This is a genomic window from Pseudomonas sp. NyZ201 (assembly GCF_049860765.1).
Taxonomy (GTDB): domain Bacteria; phylum Pseudomonadota; class Gammaproteobacteria; order Pseudomonadales; family Pseudomonadaceae; genus Aquipseudomonas; species Aquipseudomonas bharatica.
On the sequence record NZ_CP187557.1, the window covers coordinates 5,875,152 to 5,897,679 of the forward strand.

At 64.6% G+C, this 22,528-nt stretch carries 18 protein-coding genes; 8 read left to right on the plus strand and 10 right to left on the minus strand.

The features are described from left to right. The first annotated feature begins 392 nt into the window (after positions 1 to 392). The 7 genes from ACPFMA_RS26405 (at position 393) to yccS (ending at position 11,579) form a co-directional block, all read left to right on the plus strand. Positions 393 to 2,195 (plus strand): acyl-CoA dehydrogenase, encoded by a 1,803-nt coding sequence (locus ACPFMA_RS26405; RefSeq protein WP_425929193.1) that lies wholly within the window; start codon positions 393 to 395, stop codon positions 2,193 to 2,195. Positions 2,196 to 2,228: 33 nt separating this feature from the next. Continuing rightward, positions 2,229 to 3,671 carry a TldD/PmbA family protein gene (locus tag ACPFMA_RS26410; RefSeq protein WP_425929195.1) on the plus strand — a complete coding sequence of 481 codons (1,443 nt, stop codon included), beginning with the start codon at positions 2,229 to 2,231 and terminating at the stop codon, positions 3,669 to 3,671. Beyond that, positions 3,671 to 5,002: a TldD/PmbA family protein gene (locus ACPFMA_RS26415; RefSeq protein WP_064304408.1), complete on the plus strand. Its 1,332-nt coding sequence runs from the start codon at positions 3,671 to 3,673 to the stop codon at positions 5,000 to 5,002. The genes ACPFMA_RS26410 and ACPFMA_RS26415 overlap by 1 nt, the downstream gene beginning before the upstream one ends. Positions 5,003 to 5,123: 121 nt before the next feature. After that, positions 5,124 to 6,551, plus strand: a complete 1,428-nt coding sequence (gene mdtD, locus ACPFMA_RS26420) for a multidrug transporter subunit MdtD (protein ID WP_064304407.1) — start codon at positions 5,124 to 5,126, stop codon at positions 6,549 to 6,551. Positions 6,552 to 6,656: 105 nt separating this feature from the next. Then, the gene (gene dbpA / locus ACPFMA_RS26425) at positions 6,657 to 7,994 is read left to right on the plus strand and encodes an ATP-dependent RNA helicase DbpA (RefSeq protein WP_240500666.1); all 1,338 of its coding nucleotides are present in this window, start codon (positions 6,657 to 6,659) and stop codon (positions 7,992 to 7,994) included. A gap of 116 nt (positions 7,995 to 8,110) precedes the next feature. Continuing rightward, a complete protein-coding gene (locus ACPFMA_RS26430; protein WP_064304406.1) occupies positions 8,111 to 9,289 on the plus strand; it encodes an NAD(P)/FAD-dependent oxidoreductase in 1,179 nt (392 codons plus the stop codon). Positions 9,290 to 9,398: 109 nt separating this feature from the next. Beyond that, complete coding sequence (gene yccS / locus ACPFMA_RS26435; RefSeq protein WP_420058895.1) at positions 9,399 to 11,579, plus strand: YccS family putative transporter; 2,181 nt, start codon at positions 9,399 to 9,401, stop codon at positions 11,577 to 11,579. On the opposite strand, the gene ACPFMA_RS26440 is transcribed toward yccS, so the two are convergent. Then, the gene (locus ACPFMA_RS26440; RefSeq protein WP_064304404.1) at positions 11,560 to 12,306 is read right to left on the minus strand and encodes a substrate-binding periplasmic protein; all 747 of its coding nucleotides are present in this window, start codon (positions 12,304 to 12,306) and stop codon (positions 11,560 to 11,562) included. The two genes, yccS and ACPFMA_RS26440, sit on opposite strands and share 20 nt — an antisense overlap. 206 nt (positions 12,307 to 12,512) lie before the next feature. Between ACPFMA_RS26440 and ACPFMA_RS26445 the strand changes: the two genes are divergently transcribed. After that, on the plus strand, positions 12,513 to 12,965 hold the full coding sequence (locus ACPFMA_RS26445) for a GNAT family N-acetyltransferase (protein WP_009399351.1): 453 nt from the start codon (positions 12,513 to 12,515) through the stop codon (positions 12,963 to 12,965). A 112-nt stretch (positions 12,966 to 13,077) separates the two neighbouring features. Here the strand turns inward: ACPFMA_RS26445 and ACPFMA_RS26450 are convergent, their stop codons facing one another. From ACPFMA_RS26450 to tkt, 9 genes are all read right to left on the minus strand, one after another. Then, positions 13,078 to 13,374 carry a winged helix-turn-helix domain-containing protein gene (locus ACPFMA_RS26450; RefSeq protein ID WP_064304402.1) on the minus strand — a complete coding sequence of 99 codons (297 nt, stop codon included), beginning with the start codon at positions 13,372 to 13,374 and terminating at the stop codon, positions 13,078 to 13,080. A gap of 17 nt (positions 13,375 to 13,391) precedes the next feature. Beyond that, on the minus strand, positions 13,392 to 13,892 hold the full coding sequence (locus ACPFMA_RS26455; protein ID WP_009399347.1) for a M48 metallopeptidase family protein: 501 nt from the start codon (positions 13,890 to 13,892) through the stop codon (positions 13,392 to 13,394). Positions 13,893 to 13,933: 41 nt separating this feature from the next. Beyond that, positions 13,934 to 16,054 carry a putative bifunctional diguanylate cyclase/phosphodiesterase gene (locus ACPFMA_RS26460; protein WP_425929200.1) on the minus strand — a complete coding sequence of 707 codons (2,121 nt, stop codon included), beginning with the start codon at positions 16,052 to 16,054 and terminating at the stop codon, positions 13,934 to 13,936. Between the two features lie 245 nt (positions 16,055 to 16,299). Then, positions 16,300 to 17,364 carry a class II fructose-bisphosphate aldolase gene (fba, locus tag ACPFMA_RS26465; RefSeq protein WP_009399343.1) on the minus strand — a complete coding sequence of 355 codons (1,065 nt, stop codon included), beginning with the start codon at positions 17,362 to 17,364 and terminating at the stop codon, positions 16,300 to 16,302. 104 nt (positions 17,365 to 17,468) lie between these two features. Continuing rightward, the gene (locus ACPFMA_RS26470) at positions 17,469 to 17,786 is read right to left on the minus strand and encodes an MliC family protein (RefSeq protein ID WP_064304399.1); all 318 of its coding nucleotides are present in this window, start codon (positions 17,784 to 17,786) and stop codon (positions 17,469 to 17,471) included. A 50-nt stretch (positions 17,787 to 17,836) separates the two neighbouring features. Continuing rightward, the gene (locus ACPFMA_RS26475; RefSeq protein WP_009399340.1) at positions 17,837 to 18,055 is read right to left on the minus strand and encodes a hypothetical protein; all 219 of its coding nucleotides are present in this window, start codon (positions 18,053 to 18,055) and stop codon (positions 17,837 to 17,839) included. A gap of 32 nt (positions 18,056 to 18,087) precedes the next feature. Continuing rightward, positions 18,088 to 19,251: a phosphoglycerate kinase gene (locus ACPFMA_RS26480; RefSeq protein WP_420058891.1), complete on the minus strand. Its 1,164-nt coding sequence runs from the start codon at positions 19,249 to 19,251 to the stop codon at positions 18,088 to 18,090. Between the two features lie 12 nt (positions 19,252 to 19,263). Next, positions 19,264 to 20,334, minus strand: coding sequence for an erythrose-4-phosphate dehydrogenase (epd, locus tag ACPFMA_RS26485; RefSeq protein WP_009399337.1), 1,071 nt, complete (start codon positions 20,332 to 20,334; stop codon positions 19,264 to 19,266). Positions 20,335 to 20,481: 147 nt separating this feature from the next. Beyond that, entirely contained in the window at positions 20,482 to 22,479 is a 1,998-nt protein-coding gene (gene tkt / locus ACPFMA_RS26490; protein WP_064304397.1) for a transketolase, read from the minus strand. Positions 22,480 to 22,528 lie beyond the last annotated feature (49 nt).

Consider the following 22,528-nt stretch of genomic DNA (forward strand, 5'->3'; position numbering starts at 1 on the left):
GCGCATCGCGGGTGAACCCGCTCCCACATTTGTTGCAACGTACCTATGTCTGTCAGGCCATAGTTGACCGCCTTGTTTGTCCGACTCGATATAGCGCCGAGCTCAACAGCTTCCCCGCGGTAGATCGCCGAACATCCAAGGGCTGGCAACGGAGATCTCACAGGCCATGGTACGTTGCAACAAATGTGGGAGCCGGCGTTGCCGGCGATGCGCCGCGCGGGCGGCGCTCGATCTCAAGTACGCTGAAGATCTACCGACATGCACCTACCAGCCACAACACCCTAGCCAGACAAGCCCCCCTTCTACCCCACCATCACCCAAACCTATTTCCCTGTGCAGCCCCCGCCCCGGCCTCCTAGACTCGCCCCACCCCCGACTCAAGGACCGCCGCCATGACCGAGACCCTGCTCAGCGCCCGCAACCTGGCGTTCGAACTCTATGAAGTGCTGGATGCCGAGGCCCTGACCCGCCGCGAGCGCTTTGCCGAGCACAGCCGCGAGACCTTCGACGCCGCGCTGACCACGGCACGCACCATCGCCGAGAAGTACTTCGCCCCGCATAACCGCAAGGGCGACGAGAACGAGCCGCGCTACGAGAACGGCGAGGCGGTGCTGATCCCGGAGGTGAAACCGGCGGTGGATGCCTTCCTCGAAGCCGGCTTCCTGAATGCCAACCGCGACTTCGAGGCGGGTGGCATGCAGTTGCCGACCCTGCTGTCCCAGGCCTGCTTTGCCCATTTTCAGGCCGCCAACGCCGGAACCACGGCCTACCCCTTCCTGACCATGGGCGCCGCCAACCTGATCGAGAGCTTTGGCACCGAGGAACAGAAGCGCCTGTTCCTCCAGCCGATGATCGACGGGCGCTTCTTCGGCACCATGGCCCTGACCGAACCTCACGCCGGCTCGTCCCTGGCGGACATTCGCACCCGCGCCGAGCCTGCCGCCGACGGCAGCTACCGCCTGCGCGGGAACAAGATCTTCATTTCCGGCGGCGACCATCCGCTGTCGGAAAACATCGTGCATATGGTCCTGGCCAAGCTGCCGGATGCGCCGCCTGGCGTGAAGGGCATTTCCCTGTTCATCGTGCCCAAGTTCCTGGTCAACGCCGACGGCAGCCTCGGCCCGCGCAACGATGTGACGCTGGCCGGACTGTTCCACAAGATGGGCTGGCGCGGTACCACCTCGACTGCGCTGAACTTCGGCGATAATGGCCAGTGCGTCGGCTATCTGGTGGGCAAGCCGCACCAGGGCCTGGCCTGCATGTTCCAGATGATGAACGAGGCACGCATCGGTGTCGGCATGGGCGCGGTGATGCTGGGTTACGCCGGCTACCTGTACTCGCTCGACTACGCGCGCCAGCGGCCGCAGGGCCGCCCGCTCGATAACAAGGACCCGTCCACCCCCGCAGTGCCGATCATTGCCCACGCGGATGTGAAGCGCATGCTCCTGGCGCAGAAAGCCTATGTGGAAGGCGCCTTCGACCTGGGCCTGTACGCCGCACGGCTGTTCGACGACACGCAAACCGCCGCGACGCCCGAGGCCCGCCAGCAGGCCCACGAACTGCTCGACCTGCTGACGCCCATCGTCAAGTCCTGGCCTTCGGAGTTCTGCCTGAAGGCCAACGAACTGGCGATCCAGATCCTCGGCGGCCATGGCTATACCCGTGAATATCCGGTGGAGCAGTACTACCGCGACAACCGCCTGAACCCGATCCATGAAGGTACCCACGGTATCCAGTCGCTCGACCTGCTCGGGCGCAAGCTGGCGCAGAACGGCGGCGCCGGCCTGAAGCAACTGGTGCGTCTGATTGCCGGGACCTGCGAACGCGCCCACCAGCACCCGCAACTGGACGCCCTGCGCCAGCCGCTGGAGCAACTGCTGAACCGGCTGCAAGGCGTGACCCTGGGCCTGCTCGGCGATATGGCGACGGGCAAGGTCAACCTGGCCCTGGCCAACTCGGCGCTGTACATGAAAGCCTTCGGGCATTGCGTGATCGGCTGGCGCTGGCTGGAACAGGCGATCCGCGCCGAACAGGGCCTGGCCACGGCCAGCGAGGCGGACCTCGACTTCTATAAAGGCAAGTTGCAGGCAGCGCGATTCTTCCTCACCTGGGAAGTACCTCCCTGCCATAATGACCTTGCTTTGCTCGAAGCACGTGACGACACCTGCCCGGGCATGCAGGAAGGGTGGTTCTGAAGGAGAGCCGCCTGCACTTCAGGAGCTCTGCGCATGTTCGATTCCACCACGCTGTTGCGTCAGCGCTTCGCCGCGCTGCGCAGCGGCGGCGAGTTTTTCTCCCTGCGCCATGTGCGCCAGTCCAACCAGCATCTGTCGGTGCGCAAGAATGTCGCCGAACCGCCCAGCCTGGGGCGTGACGAGGGCGCCATGCTCACGGTGCGGGTCAGTGGCGTGGAAGCCTACGCGGCCACCGCCGACCTGTCGCAAAGCGGCCTGCAACAGGCGCTGGACCGCGCCGAAGCATTGGCCCGGCAAATCGCCGCCCACGCCCTGCTGGACCTGCGCGACCAGCCCGTCGCCACGGCCCGCGCCGATTACCTCTCGCCGGACATGGACAGCGCCTTCCCGTCCCTTGCCGAGTGCTTCGAGCTGCTCAACCAGGAATCGGCGTCGGTGCCGGCGGACGAACGCCTGGTGAACTGGCAGGTCAGCCTCGGCCTGAGCACGGTCGAGCAGATCTACCTCAACAGCGCGGGCGCCGAATTGCGCCGCGCCCAGCGCCTGGTCTTCCCGGGTTTCGGGGTTACCGCCTTCGACGGTAGCGACAGCCAGACCCGCACCCTGGGCCGGGACAACTTCGGCCAGCAGGGCGGCTTCGACGTGATCCAGCGTTACGGCTTGCCGGGGGCCGGCAAACGCATCGCCGACGAGGCCCTGCAACTGCTGCTGGCACCCAATACCCCGAGCGGCCAGCGCGACCTGCTGCTGATGCCCGACCAGATGATGCTGCAGATCCACGAATCCATCGGTCACCCGCTGGAACTGGACCGCATCCTCGGCGATGAGCGCAACTACGCCGGCACCAGCTTCGTCAAGGCCAGCGACTTCGGCCACCTGCAATACGGCTCGAAGCTGCTCAACGTGACCTTCGACCCGGAGATCAGCGAAGAACTGGCCAGCTACAGCCATGACGACGACGGCACCCCGGCGACCAGGCAGTTCCTGATCCGCGATGGCCAGCTGGTACGGCCCTTGGGCGGCGCACTGTCGCAGTTCCGCTCGGGCCTCGACGGCGTCGCCAACAGCCGTGCGTGCAGCTGGAATCGGGCGCCCATCGACCGCATGGCCAACCTCAATGTCGAGCCCGGGGACAAGTCCCTGGAACAACTGATTGGCGGGATCGAGAAAGGCATCCTGATGCGAACCAACCGCTCCTGGTCCATCGACGATGCGCGCAACAAGTTCCAGTTCGGCTGCGAATGGGGCCAGTTGATCGAGAACGGCGAGCTCAAGGGCGTAGTGAAGAACCCCAACTACCGTGGCATTTCCTCGAACTTCTGGCGCAACCTCAGTGCGGTCGGCGACGCCGGCACCTTCCAGGTCCTCGGTACGCCGAACTGCGGCAAGGGCGAGCCGAACCAGGTGGTGCGGGTCGGCCATGCCTCGCCGGCCTGCGTGTTCAGCCAGATCGACGTATTCGGAGGAGACGCCTGATGGCTGACCATTTCCTGGACGGTTTCAACAGCCTGGTCGACTGGCTGCGCGCCAACGTGCGGCCCCCCGAGCAGTTCACCCTGAGCTATGCCGGCGAGCGTTCGCAGTTCATTCGCCTCAACCACGCCAAGGTCCGGCAGGCGGGCGACGTCCAGCAGTCCTCGGCGAGCCTGAAACTGATCGCCGAGGGCCGCCAGGCCGATCTGCGCCTGACCCTCAGCGGCGACCACGAGATCGACCGCCAGCGCCTGGCAGAAGCCCTGGAGCAACTGCGCCAGACGCTGCCGCTGATCCCGCAGGATCCCTACCTGCAACTCAATGAACAGGCCTGGGACAGCCGGCACCAACAACAGGCGCCGCTGCCGGACAACGCCGAGGTACTGGCCCGGATCGAGGCCGGCGCCGGCGATCTGGATCTGGTCGGGATCCTCGCCGCCGGGCCGATCTGCCGGGGGTTCGCCAGTTCCCATGGGGCATTCGGCTGGCACCAGGCCAATAGCTTCAACTTCGACTGGAGCCTGTTCCACGCCAATGGCCAGGCGGTTAAGGCCAACTACGCGGGCCAGGTCTGGGACCCGCAGGAACTGGACCGGCGCCTGGCCCGCGCCCGCGAGCAACTGGAATACCTGGGGCGGCCGCTGAAGACCCTGGCCCCCGGCCAATACCGCGCCTATTTCGCCCCGTCGGCCATGGAAGAGATCGTCGACCTGCTCGGTTGGGGCGGTTTTTCGGCGCAGGCGGTGGCCAACAAGAACTGCCCGCTGCAGCGTCTCTATGCCGACGAAGCGACCCTCAGCCCGCTGGTCAGCATTGCCGAGCAGGTCAGCGGCTCGATCAGCCCGGCGTTTTCCGGTGAGGGTTATCCGCGCAGCGACCTGCGCCTGATCGACCAGGGCCGGGCGCTGGAGCAACTGACCAGCGCCCGCAGCGCCGCCGAATTCCAGCGGCAGGCCAATGGCGCCGAGGCCTGGGAATCGCCCAGCGCACTGAGCATGGCAGCGGGTGACCTGGCCCAGGCTGATGTACTGAAGGCGCTGGGCACCGGGCTGTACATCAACAACCTCTGGTACCTGAACTACTCCGACCAGCCGGCGGCACGCATGACCGGGCTGACCCGCTTCGCCTGCTTCTGGGTGGAGAACGGCGAGATCCAGGCACCGGTCAGCACCATGCGCTTCGATGACAGCGTCTACAGTCTCCTGGGCTCGCAACTGGAAGCGTTGACCCGGGAACGGGAGATGCTGCTGTCGGCCAGCACCTACGGGCAGCGGCAGACCGGATCGAGTCATTTGCCGGGGGCGCTGGTCAAACGGCTTACCCTCACATTGTGATTGACGCACCATGAACCTGTGGGAGCGGGTTCACCCGCGATTGCAATGCTGGATTCACCGACGCAATCGCGGGTAAACCCGCTCCCACAGGGTTCGGCGACAGCTGTTGAAAGGATTTCCCATGCCAGACCGTATCGCCCTCGACCCGACCACCGCCCGCTGGATCCCCTGGGTCGTGGCCATCGCCTTCTTCATGCAGTCACTCGACGGCACCATCCTCAACACCGCGCTGCCGGCCATGGCCCGGGACCTGGCGGAGGACCCGCTGCGCATGCAGTCGGTGATCATCGCCTACATGCTCACCGTGGCCCTGCTGATTCCCGCCTCGGGCTGGATCGCCGACCGCTTCGGCACCAAGCACATCTTCTTTGGCGCCATCCTGCTGTTCAGCATCGGCTCCTTGCTCTGCGCCGCAGCCAATACCCTGGGCATGCTGGTCGCCGCGCGGATCGTCCAGGGCCTTGGCGGTGCACTGATGCTGCCGGTGGGCCGGCTGGTGGTGCTGCGCGCCTACCCGCGCTCGGAACTGGTACGGATCATGAGCTTCATCACCATTCCCGGCCTGCTCGGCCCGTTGATCGGCCCGACCATGGGCGGCTGGCTGGTGGAGATTCTCAGCTGGCACTGGATCTTCCTGCTCAACCTGCCGGTAGGTGTGCTCGGCTGCTATGCGGTATGGAAGTACATCCCGGACCTGCGCGGCTCTTCGCGCACGCGCTTCGACGGCATCGGCTTCGTCCTGTTCGGCGCGGCGATGGTGCTGATCACCATCGCCATGGAAGGCCTGGGCGAACTGCACCTGCCACACCTGCGGGTGATGTTGCTGCTGTTCGCCGGCATGGCCTGCCTGGCCGCCTACTGGCTGCGCGCCGGAAGCATCGAGGCGCCACTGTTCTCGCCCAGCCTGTTCCGCGTGCGCACCTTCTCGGTGGGTATCCTCGGCAACCTGTTCGCCCGCCTTGGCAGCGGCGCCTTGCCCTTCCTCGTGCCGCTGCTGTTGCAGGTGGCCCTGGGGTACTCGCCGGCCGAGGCCGGGATGAGCATGATTCCCCTGGCCGCCGCCGCGATGCTCGCCAAGTCCATCGCCCGGCCGCTGATCGAGCGCTTTGGCTACCGCACCATTCTCACCGGCAATACCCTGCTGCTGGGGATCATGCTCGCCAGCCTGGGCCTGGTGAACGAGAACACCCCGCACGCGGTGCTGCTGGTGCAATTGGGGATTCTCGGGGCGATCAACTCGATGCAGTTCACCGCGATGAACACCGTGACCCTGATCGACCTCGACGACGCCAGCGCCAGCAGCGGCAACAGCCTGTTGTCGGTGGTCGCGCAGCTGTCCCTGAGCCTTGGCGTGGCCTGTGCCGGCGCCCTGCTCGGCGGTTTCACCGCAGCGGGCAGCGCCGAAGGCGTGGAAACCACCCTCGGCGCGTTCCAGCTGACCTTCGTCACCATCGGCCTGATGGCCATGCTCGCGGCGGCGATCTTCCTGCAGCTGGCGAAGACCGATGGAAGGCGTGCACCTCGTCAGGAGGCCGACATCGAGCCTTAGGGCGAATGGCCATGAGGCTGGTACACTGCGCGACATTTTGTTTTGCAGGCCCGCCTCGTGACCACCAACGCCACCGCTTTCGCCACCTTGCCGCTGTCCGCCGCCATGCTGGCCAACCTGGACGCCCTCGGCTACGCCCAGATGACCCCGATCCAGGCCCAGAGCCTGCCGGTCATCCTCAAGGGCCAGGACCTGATCGCCCAGGCCAAGACCGGCAGCGGCAAGACCGCCGCCTTCGGCATCGGCCTGCTCAACCCGATCAACCCGCGCTACTTCGGTTGCCAGGCGCTGGTGCTGTGCCCGACCCGCGAGCTGGCCGACCAGGTCGCCAAGGAACTGCGCCGCCTGGCCCGCGCCGAGGACAACATCAAGATCCTCACCCTGTGCGGTGGCGTGTCCCTCGGCCCGCAGATCGCGTCGCTGGAGCACGGTGCACATATCATCGTCGGCACCCCGGGCCGGGTGCAGCAGCATTTGAGCAAGGGCACCCTGGTGCTGGACGGGCTCAATACCCTGGTGCTCGATGAAGCCGACCGCATGCTCGACATGGGCTTTATCGATGCCATCAGCGATATCGTCGGGCAGACCCCGAAGCGCCGGCAGACCCTGCTGTTCTCCGCCACCTACCCGGCCGGCATCAAGCAACTGGCCTCGTCGATCATGCGCGATCCGCAGCAGGTAAAGGTCGAGGCGCTGCATGACGACAGCCAGATCGAGCAGCACTTCTACGAGATCGCCCCCGAAGAGCGCCTCAGCGCCGTGACCCGCGTGCTCGGCCATTTCCGCCCGCAGTCCTGCGTGGCCTTCTGCTTCACCAAGCAGCAATGCCAGGAACTGGTGGACCACCTGAAAGCCAAGGGCATCGCCGCCGAGGCGCTGCATGGCGACCTGGAACAGCGTGATCGCGACCAGGTCCTGACCGTGTTCGCCAACCGCAGCCTGTCCGTGCTGGTCGCCACCGATGTGGCCGCCCGCGGCCTGGATATCGATGCCCTGGACATGGTGATCAACGTCGAGCTGGCGCGGGATGCCGAGATCCATGTACACCGCGTCGGGCGTACCGGCCGGGCTGGCGAGAAAGGCCTGGCGGTGAGCCTGGTGGCCCCGGCCGAAGGCCATCGCGCCAAGGCCATCGAAGACCTGCAGAAGAAACCGCTGCGCTGGGAACAGCTGGACAGCCTGAAGAGCAAGGCCGGCGAACCGCTGGTGCCGGTGATGTCGACGCTGTGCATCGCGGCCGGACGCAAGGACAAGCTGCGCCCCGGGGATATCCTCGGCGCACTGACCGGCGATGCCGGGATCGATGGCAAGAAGGTCGGCAAGATCGCCATCTTCGACTTCCAGGCCTTCGTCGCCGTGGAGCGGGCCCTGGCCAGGCAGGCCATGCAACGGCTCAACAGCGGCAAGATCAAGGGGCGCTCGCTCAAGGTCCGGATCATCTGAGCCTTTGAGGGCCTCATCGCCGGCAACGCCGGCTCCCACAAGGCCTGCGGTGCACGCGATACCTGTGGGAGCCGGCGTTGCCGGCGATGAGGGCCTAACTATCCAGAGAAAAATTCATGCACTCCACCGATGTGATCATCATCGGCGCCGGCGCCGCCGGCCTGATGTGCGCCCTGACCGCCGCGAACCGTGGTCGCCGGGTCGTGCTGCTGGACCACGCCAACAAACCGGGCAAGAAGATCCTCATGTCCGGCGGCGGACGCTGCAACTTCACCAACATGTACACCGAGCCGGGCAATTTCCTCTCGCAGAATCCGCATTTCTGCAAATCCGCCCTGGCCCGCTATACCCAGTGGGATTTCATCGAGATGGTCGCCAGGCACGGCGTGCCCTATCACGAGAAGAAGCTTGGCCAGCTGTTTTGCGATAACAAGTCCAGCGACATCCTGCAGATGCTCCTCGACGAGTGCGCCACTGCCGGCGCCGACCTGCGCATGGACACCCGCATCGAGCAGATCGAAAAAACCGACTACGGCTACCAGCTGGCTACCAGCGCCGGCCCGTTCCAGTGCCAGTCGCTGGTGATCGCCACCGGCGGCCTGTCGATCCCGACCCTCGGCGCCACCGGTTTCGGCTACCAGGTCGCCCGCCAGTTCGGCCACAGCGTACTTGCCACCCGCGCCGGCCTGGTGCCCTTCACCATCACCGACCAGCTCAAGGCCCTGTGCACCGAGCTGTCCGGCACCTCGGTGGACTGCATCGCCAGCTGCAACGGCACCCGTTTCCGCGAGAACCTGCTGTTCACCCACCGCGGCCTGAGCGGCCCGGCGATCCTGCAGATTTCCTCGTTCTGGGAGGCCGGCGACACCGTTGAAATCAACCTGCTGCCGGACCACGACGCCCTGGCCTGGCTGCAACAGCAACAGGCCGAACGCCCCAACAGCGAACTGAAGACCCTGCTGGGCGAGATCTTCACCAAGAAGATGGCCAACCTGCTGGCGGAAACCTGGTTCGTGTCCAAGCCGATGAAGCAGTACACCCCGGCCGAACTGGGCCAGGTCGCCGACAAGCTGGGCAACTGGCAGTTGGTACCGGCCGGTACCGAAGGCTATCGCACCGCCGAAGTGACCCTGGGCGGGGTCGATACCCGCGAGGTGTCCTCCAAGACCATGGAGTCGCTGAAAAGCCCGGGCCTGTACTTCATCGGCGAGGTGCTGGACGTCAGCGGGCACCTGGGCGGCTTCAATTTCCAGTGGGCCTGGGCCTCTGCTTACGCGGCGGCGCAGTTCGTCTAGAATCAGCGGCTATCACGGAACGCATTTTGCTGTACGTGACCTGCGCGACAACTTTGCGTCGCGCTGACCGCTCAATCCAGAACCCCGCCCGGCAGGCCCGTCGTCGATCATGTCTTCCTCTTCGTTGCGTCAATCGTTGCGTCGTTTGTGGGCGCTGGACAAGTTCAGCTACAGCATCCGGGTATTGATCGCCCTGACCGGCAGCATGGCGCTGTGCTGGTACCAGGACCAGATGAACCTGCTGATCCCGCTGTTCCTCGGCATCATCGCCAGCGCCCTGGCGGAAACCGACGATAGCTGGCAGGGCCGCCTCAATGCCCTGGCGGTGACCCTGGTGTGCTTTACCGTCGCCGCGCTGTCGGTGGAACTGCTGTTCCCCTACCCGTGGATCTTCGTGATCTCCATGGCCCTGGCAGCCTTCAGCCTGACCATGCTCGGCGCCCTGGGCGAGCGCTACGGGGCGATTGCCCAGGCCACGCTGATCCTCTCGGTCTACACCATGATCGGCGTCGACCAGCGCGGTGGCGAAGTCGCCGACTTCTGGCACGAACCGCTGCTGCTGGTGGCCGGCGCAGCCTGGTACGGGCTGCTCTCGGTGCTGTGGCAAGCCCTGTTCTCCAACCAGCCGGTACAGCAGAGCCTGGCGCGGCTGTTCCGTGAACTGGGCACCTACCTGAAGCTCAAGGCCACCCTGTTCGAGCCGATCCGCGGCCTGGACGTCGAGGCCCGCCGCCTGGAACTGGCGCAGCAAAATGGCAAGGTGGTGGCGGCGCTGAACAGCGCCAAGGAAATCATCCTGCACCGGGTCGGCAATGGCCGGCCCAGCTCGAAGGTCAGCCGCTACCTGAAGCTGTACTTCCTCGCCCAGGACATCCACGAGCGGGCCAGTTCGTCGCACTACCCGTACAACGCCCTGACCGAAGCCTTCTTCCACAGCGACGTGCTGTTCCGCTGCCAGCGCCTGCTGCGCCAGCAGGGCAGCGCCTGCCAGCAGTTGTCGACATCGATCCAGTTGCGCCAGCCCTTCGTGTTCAACAGCAACTTCGCCGAAGCCCTGGAAGACCTGCATGCCTCGCTGGAACACCTGCGCATCCAGAGCAACCCGGCCTGGCGCGGCCTGCTCCGCTCGCTGCGGGCATTGGCGGCCAACCTGGCGACACTGGACCGCCTGCTCAGCGATGCCAGCAATCCGGACAACCTGGCCGACAACACCGACTCCAGCCTGCTCGACCGCTCGCCACGCAACCTCAAGGACGTCTGGACCCGCCTGCGCCTGCAACTGACGCCCACCTCGCTGATCTTCCGCCATGCCCTGCGCCTGCCCCTGGCGCTATCGATCGGCTACGGCATGGTGCACCTGATCCACCCGACGCAGGGCTACTGGATCATCCTTACCACCCTGTTCGTTTGCCAGCCCAACTACGGGGCGACACGGCGCAAACTGGTGCAGAGGATCATCGGTACGGCCATCGGCCTGACGGTAGGCTGGGCGCTGTTCGACCTGTTCCCCAGCGCGGTGATCCAGTCGCTGTTCGCGGTGGCGGCAGGGGTGGTGTTCTTCGTCAACCGGACCACCCGCTATACCCTCGCGACAGCGGCGATCACCCTGATGGTGCTGTTCTGTTTCAACCAGATCGGCGACGGCTACGGCCTGTTCCTGCCGCGCCTGTTCGATACCCTGGTGGGCAGCCTGATCGCGATCCTGGCGGTATTCCTGTTCCTCCCGGACTGGCAGGGCCGGCGCCTGAACAAGGTGCTGGCCAATACCCTGACCTGCAACAGCCTGTACCTGCGCCAGATCATGCAGCAATACGCCCGGGGCAAGCAGGACGACCTCGCCTACCGCCTGGCCCGGCGCAACGCGCACAACGCCGATGCGGCACTATCGACCACGCTGTCGAACATGCTCATGGAGCCCGGCCACTTCAGGAAAGAGGCCGATACCGGCTTCCGCTTCCTGGTGCTCTCCCATACCCTGCTCAGCTACCTCTCCGCCCTTGGCGCACACCGCGAAAGCACCCTGCCTGCCGAGGCCCACGCGCAATTGATCGATGGCGCAGCGGCGAAGCTGGCGGCGAGCCTCGACGAGATCGCCACGGGCCTGGCCGGCAAGCAACCCGTGGCGATCCATAGCGATGCCGAGGAAGCCCTGGCCGCCGAGCTGGAACAGATGCCCGAGGAAATGGACGAAAACCTGCGTACGGTCCAGACCCAACTGGCACTCATCGCCCGTCACCTCGGCCCCCTGCGCACCCTGGCCGCTCACCTGATCAAGGGGACTCCGGCCTGAAGGCAAAGTGCTCGAGGATCTTCGCGTAGCTGCCATCGGCCTTCATCGCGGCGATGGCCTTGTCGAACCCGGCAACGATCTGCTCGTGCCGCGGATGCTTGAGGCTGACCAGGATATGCAGGCTGTTCTCGCTGACCGGCTTGCCGAAGAACTCCACCAGGTCCTTGGCGTTGCTGCGCTCCTGCTGCAGGAACCAGCTGGCGACATATTCGTCCTCAACCGCCAGCGACACCCGTCCTGCCGCCAGCATGCCGATGGCCACCGGGAAACTGCGCACCGGGACCTTCTGCAAACGCAGGTCGTTATCGAAATCGCTGGAATAGGCGTAGTCGCGGACCACGGCGATGGAATGCGGGTAGAGGTCGGACAGATGCTCGTAGTGAATCGCGTCGGTCTTGCGCTTGAGCAGGCGGATGCGGTTGGCCAGGTAGCCGTCGGAAAACTGGCCGATGCGCGTTCGCGAGTCGTTGTACCAGGCGTTGATCAGCACGTCGTAGCGTCCGTCGCCAATCCCCACCAGGGCCCGTGCCCAGGGCACCTGCTCGAAGTCGCTGGCATAGCCGGCGCGTTCCAGCGCCGCCTTGACCAGCGCCGTGGCCAGCCCGCCCTGCTCCATGCTGGCATCGGTGAAGGGTGGCCAGGCGTCGGCGACGAGGCGGAGTTTTTCGGCGTGAACCGGGGTAACTGACAACATTCCAAGCAAACACAAGACTCGGAGCAAGGGCATGCTCAAATCCTATAGCGGAGGGCTCCGCGTTGTGGTTTGACCGCTGGGAAGTGCAATGTCGCTAACTTACACAAACATCCATCCGGGTGGGAGAAGCAAATAATAGCCATGTGCCTCTATTCCTGCCGGTCTTGCGCACACTTTTACCTTCGACCGGATAGCGCAACGGGCTATCCTCGGACGCGTACCCACTGAGAGATGCCTACATGTCCATCGACTGGCTTTGCAAACATCACACCGACCTGGGCAAGGAACAGCTCTACGCCGTGCTTCGGTTGCGCAACGAAGTGTTCGTGCTGGAACAGAAATGCCCGTACCAGGACCTGGACGGGCAGGATCTGTCCGGAGACACCTGCCATTTGATGGCATGGCAGGATGATCAGCTGGTAGCGTATTTGCGCCTGCTCGACCCGACGTCCCAGGGTGGCGACGTGGTGATCGGCCGTGTGGTGATCGCCGAAGCAGGGCGTGGCCAGGGGCTGGGGCATGAGCTGATGGTACGGGCGCTGAAGGAAGCCCAGGAAAACTGGCCGGACGTACCGGTCTACCTCTCGGCCCAGGCGCATCTGCAGGGGTATTACCGCAAGCACGGGTTCGAGGTGGTGGGGGAGGCCTATCTGGAAGACGGGATTCCGCACATCGGTATGCGCAGGACCTGAAGCGGATCGTGGTCAATGTGGGAGCGGGTTCACCCGCGATTGCTGTAGTGAATCCAACATCGCAATCGCGGGTGAACCCGCTCCCACAAGGGATCTGTGCAGGCCTGGAAGATCAGGGATACCCCAACACCTCCCGAATCACCCGCAGGTTCTGGATGATCCAGCCCTTGTCGATCGCCCCCCAATCGCGGATCCGGTAATTCCCGGCGTGATTGCGCGCCCCTACCTCCTGCTCGAATTCGCAGACGATGTCCAGGTCCGCCAGCGCCGCGATGGTGTCCTGTGCGGTGCGCCGGGGCATGCCGGTAGCGGCCATCAGCGCGGGGACGCTGGCGGCGGTCTGGCTGTCGATCAGCCAGGCGACGTACAGCCGACGGTAGAAACTGCTCTTGGTCTTGCTCACTTCCATGCAAAGGCTTCCTTGACTCACTGATTGCCCGGCAGGTCGCGCCAGGTCAGGTAGACACGCAGGTCGAACTCCAGTTGATGGTAGCCGGGCTGCATGTATTCGCAGAGCTGGTAGAAGGCCTTGTTGTGCTCGGCCTCCTTGAGGTGCGCCAGTTCGTGCACCACGATCATCCGCAGGAATTCCGGCGCCGCGTCGCGAAACAGCGAGGCGATGCGGATTTCCTTCTTTGCCTTGAGCTTGCCACCCTGCACCCGCGACACCGCGGTGTGCAGGCCAAGGGCGCGGTGGGTCAGATCGAGGCGGTTGTCGAACAGCACCTTGTCCAGGTTCGGCGCATTGCGCAGGTGCTCCTGCTTGAGTGCCTGGGCATAGCCGTACAGCGCCTTGTCGCTCTGCACCTCATGCCGGCCGGGGTAGCGCTTTTGCAGGTAATCGCCCAGCTGATCGCGGGCGATCAACTGGCGCACCTGGTCTTGCAGGGCGGGCGGGTAGGCTTGCAGGTACTTGAGGACGGTCATGGCTGCGGCGAACGACGGAACGAAGGCGGCAGTGTACCCAACTACAACGACTGCCAGTCAAAAAACACCGGGAAGCGCCCCGCTTCCTCGGCGGTGACCGGGCGGGCCACAAGGAACCCCTGCACATACTGGCAGCCGTGCTCACGCAGCCAGTGCGCCTGCTCCAGGGTTTCCACGCCTTCGGCGATCACGCCGATGTTGTATTGCCGGCAAAGCTCGATGACGCAGCGCACCAGCGCCATGTTGGCTTCGGATTCGGGCAACAGCGCCACCAGGTGGCGATCGAGCTTGAGCGTGTCGATGGGCAGGTCGCGCAACAGGCGCAGCGAGCAGTTGCCGGCACCGAAGTCATCCAGCGCGACACGTACGCCCAGCTCACGCAATCGATGCAACTGGCGCAGGGCCAGGTCGATATCGTCGGTCAGCGAGGTTTCGGCGATTTCCACTTCAAGCTGACGGGGCGCCAGGCCCACGGCGGCGATGACCTGAGCCAGCTCCTCGACCAGGTTGGGCATGCCGAACTGCACCTTGCTGAGGCTGATGCCCAGGGTCAGTTCGTCGGGGAAATGCCCGCACCACGAGCGCCGCTGTTCGGCGCCCTGGCAGTAGATCCAGCTGGACAGGCGGTTGATCAGGCGCGCTTCTTCGAGCAGCGGCAGGAACAACCCCGGCGGCACGTCGCCGACACTCGGGTGGCGCCAGCGCAGCAGCGCCTCGAAGCCACGCAGGCGACCATCGGCAAACGCGACCTGGGGCTGGAACACCAAGGTGAAATCCTGGTTGTCGACAGCCGCGCGCACGCTGTCTTCGAGCATCAGCCGCGAGCGCGCGCGGCCGTTGAGGTCATCGTCGTAATAGCGGTATTGCTGGCGGCCGGCCTGCTTCGCCGCGTACATCGCCGTGTCGGCGGCACGCAACAGGTTGTCCAGGTTGGCGCCGCAATCGGGGTAGACGGCGATGCCGATGCTGACCCCGAGGATCACCTCCAGCCCGTCGATGTGCTGGCGGATGGACATGCGCTCGATGCACTTCTCGGCAAAGCGTGCCGCCTGCTCCGGGTAGTCGAGGTCGTCGAGCAGCGCGGTGAACTCGTCGCCGCCCATGCGCGCCAATATGCCGTGACCGCCCAGGCAGTCCTTCAGTTGCTCGGCGACCCAGTGCAGCACCTGGTCGCCGGTTTCATGACCGAGGGAATCGTTGACCCGTTTGAAGCCATCGAGGTCCAGATACATCAGCGCATGATGCTTTTCCGAATGTTCGCTGCGCACCAGCGCGCTTTCCGCCGCCTGGTAGAAGCCGCGGCGGTTGAGCAGACCGGTCAGCGGATCGGTGACCGCCTGCTGTTCGAGCTGCTGGTGCAGGCTGCGTACCACCGACATGTCCAGGACGGTGACCACCATGGCCCGCTGTTCCCCCGGCAACGCCGCGCACGACAGCGCCACCGACACGGCCTGGCCATTGCTGGTGCGCAGTACCGCGTCATGCAGTCGATAGATATCGCGCTCCAGGTAGGCTAGGTAGAAGGCCGAGTCCCGCCATTGGTTCGCCGTCGGCGAAAGCACGAAATCCAGCAGGCACGCTCCCTCCAGTTGGTCAACGGAAGCCATCAGCAGGCGGGAAATGGCCGGGTTGGCAAAGCGGATGGTGCCGTTCTCGGCCACCACGAGAATGCCTTCGGCAGCGTTTTCCAGGACCGAGGCATTGAAGGCACGGGCCACTTCCAGATCGCGGGTCAGGCGCTGCAAGGCGCGGCGGTTGCGCTGCTGTTCAAGCAGGGCCTGCACCTTGGGCTTGAGAATCTGCGGATCGAAGGGCTTGAACAGATAATCCACGGCACCGCTGGCGTAGCCCTTGAGCACCGCAGCCTGGCTCTGTTCGTTGGCCGTGAGGAAGATGATCGGCGTCAGGCGGGTACGCTGGCTGCCGCGCATCAGGCGCGCGACCTCGAAGCCGTCCATGCCCGGCATCTGCACATCGAGCAAGACCAGATCGACTTCATGTTCGAGCAAGGTACTCAGCGCCTCGATGCCCGAGCACGCCGTCAATACTTGCCAATCCTGACGGGCCAGCAAGGCACGCATGCTGGTCAGGTTTTCCGGGTAGTCATCAACCACCAACAGTGTTGACGCTTCCTCTTGTGCAGGGGTTTGAGCGCATTCCATGCTGCTTCTCTATGTGGCAACGAGCGTCAGTCTTTCAATTGAAATTCTGCCGCTTTCCACTCTAGACCCGAGTGTTACAAATCTAAAGCTGGCACAAAGCCAATAGATCGTTCGCCGACTAACGGTCTGTCCAGAAGTAATATGACTGCCGCCTCGATCCCTGTGGGAGCTGCGGTTCTGAGCGTTTTCGCAGGCGATAAAAAAGGGACTGCACAGGCAGTCCCTTTTCATCACGCAAGCCGAACTCAGTTGACCTTGGCGGCCAGTTCGCCCTTGGCGTAGCGCAGGTACATTTCGTCCAGCGAGACCGGTTTGATCTTCGAAGCGTTGCCCGCGGTGCCGAAGGCCTCATAACGCGCGATGCAGATGTCACGCATGGCTTCGACGGTCTTGGCGAAGTATTTACGCGGGTCGAACTCGGACTTGTTCTGCTCCAGGAAGCGACGGATCGCACCCGTGGAGGCCAGGCGCAGGTCGGTGTCGATGTTGACCTTGCGCACGCCGTGCTTGATGCCTTCGACGATTTCCTCGACCGGTACGCCGTAGGTTTCCTTGATGTCGCCACCGAACTCGTTGATGATCGCCAGCCAGTCCTGTGGCACCGAGGACGAGCCGTGCATGACCAGGTGGGTGTTCGGGATGCGCTGGTGGATCGCCTTGATGCGATCGATCGCCAGGATGTCGCCGGTCGGCGGCTTGGTGAACTTGTAGGCACCGTGGCTGGTGCCGATGGCGATGGCCAGGGCGTCGACCTGGGTTTTCTTGACGAAGTCGGCAGCCTCTTCAGGGTCGGTCAGCATCTGGCTGTGATCCAGGATGCCTTCGGCGCCGACGCCGTCTTCTTCACCGGCCTGGCCGGTTTCCAGGCTGCCCAGGCAACCCAGCTCACCTTCCACGGAAACGCCGCAGGCGTGGGCGAAAGCCACGGTCTGCTGGGTTACGCGGACGTTGTATTCGTAGTCGGACGGGGTCTTGCCGTCTTCACGCAGCGAGCCGTCCATCATCACCGAGCTGAAGCCCAGCTGGATCGAACGCTGGCACACGTCAGGGCTGGTGCCGTGGTCCTGGTGCATGCACACCGGGATGTGCGGGAATTCTTCGATGGCGGCCAGGATCAGGTGGCGCAGGAACGGCGCGCCGGCGTATTTGCGGGCACCGGCCGAAGCCTGGACGATCACCGGGGAGTCGGTCTTGTCGGCCGCTTCCATGATGGCGCGCATCTGCTCGAGGTTGTTGACGTTGAAAGCCGGAACGCCGTAACCGAATTCGGCGGCGTGGTCCAGCATCTGGCGCATGCTAATGAGTGCCATTGTGTATCTCTCTCCCGACAAGCGTCGTTATTTCGTGCAAGCCTGCCGCAGCGGCGGTTGCTGTTCAAGTAGTGTGGGCCGGCACGCAAGGCCGGCCCGGCCAGTCACGGTGCCTTGCAGCCCCGCCCTATCAAATCGTCGGTTGCGACCCAGTACACCAGGCCCTCGTCGCCCTTGGTGTGGAAGGCCAGCACGCCGTCGCTGTACAGCGCCCCGGAAGCCGCCGGCTCGGGCTTGAGCCGGTAGACCTGGTCGCCGCCGCCAAGGCGTACGTCCATATCGTCGCCCACTGCACGCCAAAGCACCTGGGCCTTGCTGTCGCAGATCCAGGTGGTCCAGTTGTCGGCCACCGGGGGATCGGACCTGAAGCTTGCGCATCCCGCGAGTACCGCCAAGGCCATCACGGCCAGAACGCCTTTCATTCCCTTCCTCCAGCAGACCACAAAGCAGGCGACAGGTTGACCTCAGCCGATCAAGGGCAACCCTTGGCCTGGCGCTGATGTTCTTCGTCGTATTTTTCCAGGCCGTCCGGACCGACGCGCTTGCTGATCACCGGTACGGTTTCGGCCTGCCATTCGGACTGGTAGCAGCCGCCCTTGACGGCGGCCGGCTTGTCGGAAGCGGACTCGGGCGCGCTGGAGCAGGCGCCCAGCGCGGCGGTCATGACCATCAGGGACAGTCGCTTGATCATCGGTTCGCTCCCTTTGCCAGTACCCCGGCGACTCAGGCCTTGGCCCGCTGTTCCAGCACTTCCACGGCCGGCAGGACCTTGCCCTCGACGAATTCGAGGAACGCGCCGCCACCGGTAGAAATGTAGGAGATATCAGCGGCCACGCCATATTTGTCGATGGCTGCCAGGGTGTCGCCACCGCCGGCGATGGAAAACGCGGCGCTGTCGGCGATGGCCTTGGCCAGGGTCTTGGTACCGTTGCCGAACTGGTCGAATTCGAACACGCCGACCGGGCCGTTCCACAGGATGGTCTTCGACGACTTCAGCAGCTCGGCGAACTGCGCGGCAGTCTGCGGGCCGATGTCGAGGATCATGTCATCGTCGGCCACGTCGGCAACCGCTTTGACGGTGGCTTCGGCGTCTTCGGCGAAGGCCTTGGCGACTACCACGTCAACCGGCAGCGGCACGTTGACCTTGGCGGCGATGGCCTTGGCGGTCTCGACCAGGTCGGCTTCGTACAGCGACTTGCCGACCTTGTGGCCAGCAGCGGCGAGGAAGGTGTTGGCGATGCCGCCACCGACGATCAGCAGGTCGCAGACCTGGCTCAGGCTGTTCAGCACGTCCAGCTTGGTGGAAACCTTGGAACCGGCAACGATGGCGGCCATCGGCTTGGCCGGGGCCTTCAGGGCCTTGCCCAGGGCGTCCAGCTCGGCCGCCAGCAGCGGGCCGGCAGCAGCGACCTTGGCGAATTTCGCCACGCCATGGGTGGAACCCTCGGCGCGGTGCGCGGTGCCGAAGGCGTCCATGACGAATACGTCGCACAGTGCGGCGTATTTCTGCGCCAGTTCGTCGGCGTTCTTCTTCTCGCCCTTGTTGAAGCGCACGTTCTCGAACAGCACGACGTCGCCGGCCTTGACCTCGACGCCGTCCAGGTAGTCGGCAACCAGCGGCACTTCACGGCCCAGGGCCTTGCTCAGGTAGTCGGCGACCGGCTTCAGGCTGTTCTCGGCGGAGAATTCACCCTCGGTCGGACGGCCCAGGTGCGAGCAGATCATCACCGCCGCGCCCTTCTCCAGGGCCAGCCTGATGGTCGGCAGCGAAGCGAGGATGCGCGCGTCGCTGGCAACCACACCGTCCTTAACAGGGACGTTGAGGTCTTCGCGGATCAGTACGCGCTTACCTTGCAGGTCGAGGTCGGTCATCTTCAAAACGGTCATGAATGCAGTCCTTCAGGGCTGTTTGCTGGTGGTGCGTTGGCGGTTGTCCACGACGCGCAGAAAATGATCGGCAACGTCGAGCATACGGTTGGCGAACCCCCATTCGTTGTCGAACCAGGCCAGCAGGTTCACCAGACGGGGGCCGGAAACACGGGTCTGACTGGCATCGACGATGGCCGAATGCGGGTCATGGTTGAAATCGCAACTGGCGTGGGGCAGCTCGGTGTAGGCCAGGAGCCCCCGCAGCGGCCCGTCCAGGGCGGCTTCGCGAAGCGCCTGGTTGACCTCGGCAGCCGTGGTATCGCGCCTGGTCTGCAGGGTGATGTCCAGGCATGACACGTTCACCGTCGGTACACGCACGGCTTTGGCCTGAATTCGCCCGACAAGTTCCGGAAGCAGGCGCTCGATGCCGCGGGCAAGACCGGTGGACACCGGAATCACCGACTGGAAGGCCGAACGGGTGCGGCGCAGGTCCTCGTGGTGATAGGCGTCGATCACCGGTTGGTCGTTCATCGCCGAGTGGATGGTGGTGATCGACACGTAGTCGATGCCGAACGCCTGGTCCAGCACCCGCAGCAGCGGCACGCCGCAGTTGGTGGTGCAGGACGCGTTGGAAACCAGGGTCTCGCTGCCATCCAGGCAATCCTGGTTGATGCCGTAGACCACCGTGGCGTCGACATCGGCTTCGCTGGCCATGGGTTGCGAGAACAGTACCCGCGGCGCGCCGGCGTCTAGGAAGCGCTGGCCATCGGCACGGGTGTTGTAGGCCCCGGAGCATTCCAGCACCAGGTCGACGTCGAGCGCCGCCCAGTCGATGCCCTCGGGAGTGGCACTGCGCAGGACCTTCACGCAGTCGCCATTGATATGCAGACAGTCGCCATCGACCCTCACCTCGCCGGGGAAGCGGCCATGGGTGGAGTCGAAGCGCGTCAGGTATTCGAGGCTGGCCTGGTCGGCCAGATCGTTCAGCGCGACGATCTCGAAGCCCGCCTTCGCCCCGCGCTCGACGAGTGCGCGCAAGACGCAACGGCCGATACGGCCATAACCATTGAGTGCAACTCTGTAGGGACGCGGTTGGGGCATTGGGGGCTCACGGAACGGATTAGCGGCGCAAGCCGCAGGACTGGCGTCGCCTCAATCGCGGGCAAGCCCGCTCCCACAGGGTTTGCGGCCACTGCGGGAGCGGGCTTGCCCGCGATTGCGAGCGACAGCGCCCGCGGATGTATTACATCAGTCTTCCAGCAGCTCTTCGGCAGTGCCCAGGATGTTTTCCAGGGTGAAGCCGAACTCCTCGAACAGTGCGCCGGCCGGAGCCGATTCACCGTAGGTGGTCATGCCGATGATGCGACCTTCCAGGCCGACGTACTTGTACCAGAAGTCGGCATGGGCGGCCTCGATGGCGATACGCGCACCCACCTGCACCGGCAGAACCGATTGCTTGTAGGCGGCGTCCTGGGCATCGAACACGCTGGTGCTCGGCATCGACACGACGCGGACCTTGCGGCCCTGCTCGCTCAGCTTGTCGAACGCCTGGACGGCCAGGCCCACTTCGGAACCGGTGGCGATCAGGATCAGCTCGGGCTCGCCGGCGCAGTCCTTGAGGACGTAGCCACCACGGGCGATATCGGCGATCTGCTGGGCGTCGCGGTCCTGGTGCTGCAGGTTCTGACGCGAGAAGACCAGCGCCGAAGGACCGTCCTTGCGCTCCAGGGCATGCTTCCAGGACACCGCCGATTCGACGGCGTCGGCCGGACGCCAGGTGTCCAGGTTCGGCGTGCCGCGCAGGCTGCTCAGCTGCTCGACCGGCTGGTGGGTCGGACCGTCCTCGCCAAGGCCAATGGAGTCGTGGGTGTAGACATGAATGACGCGCTGCTTCATCAGGGCCGACATGCGTACCGCATTACGGGCGTATTCCATGAACATCAGGAAGGTCGCGCCGTACGGAACCAGGCCGCCGTGCAGGGCGACGCCGTTCATGATCGCGGTCATGCCGAACTCGCGCACGCCGTAGAACATGTAGTTGCCGTTGGCGTCCTCGGCGCTGACGCCCTTGCAGCCTTTCCACAGGGTCAGGTTGGAACCGGCCAGGTCGGCGGAGCCGCCCAGCAGTTCAGGCAGCAGCGGGCCGAAGGCGTTCAGGGTGTTCTGGCTGGCCTTGCGGCTGGCGATGGTCTCGCCCTTGGCCGCGACTTCGGCGATGTAGGCAGCGGCCTTCTCGGCGAAGTCGGCAGGCAGGTCGCCGTTCAGGCGACGCTTGAGCTCGCTGGCCAGCTCAGGGAAGGCCGCGGCGTAGGCGTCGAAACGCTGGTTCCACTCGGCTTCGGCCTTGGCACCAGCTTCGCGGGCGTTCCATTCGGCGTAGATGTCGGCCGGGATTTCGAATGGACCGTAGTTCCAGTTCAGTTCCTTGCGGGCCAGGGCGATTTCGTCGTTGCCCAGCGGTGCGCCGTGGCAGTCTTCCTTGCCCTGCTTGTTCGGCGAGCCGAAGCCGATGATGGTCTTGCAGCAGATCAGGGTCGGCTGCTCGCTCTTGCGGGCGGTCTCGATGGCGGTCTTGATCTCGTCGGCATCATGGCCGTTGACGTTGCGGATCACCTGCCAGTTGTAGGCTTCGAAACGCTTCGGCGTGTCATCGGTGAACCAGCCTTCGACTTCGCCGTCGATGGAGATGCCGTTGTCGTCGTAGAAGGCAATCAGCTTGCCCAGGCCCAGGGTACCGGCCAGGGAAGCGACTTCATGGGAAATGCCTTCCATCATGCAACCATCGCCGAGGAACACATAGGTGTTGTGGTCGACGACCTTGTGGCCTTCACGGTTGAACTGGGCACCCAGGACCTTTTCCGCGATGGCGAAGCCGACGGCGTTGGCCAGGCCCTGGCCCAGCGGGCCGGTGGTGGTCTCGACGCCCGGGGTGTAACCGAACTCCGGGTGCCCCGGGGTGCGGCTGTGCAACTGGCGGAAGCCTTTCAGATCGTCGATCGACAGGTCGTAGCCGGTCAGGTGCAACAGCGAATAGATCAGCATCGAGCCGTGGCCGTTGGACAGGACGAAACGGTCGCGGTCGGCGAAGGACGGGTTGGCCGGGTTGTGCTTCAGAAAATCACGCCACAGCACCTCGGCGATATCCGCCATGCCCATGGGGGCACCGGGGTGGCCGCTGTTGGCTTTTTGCACGGCATCCATGCTCAGTGCACGAATGGCGTTGGCACGCTCACGACGGCTCGGCATCGCTTGTCTCCTGGAACTTGAAAAGGAACTGACGGAAAAAAGGCGGCTA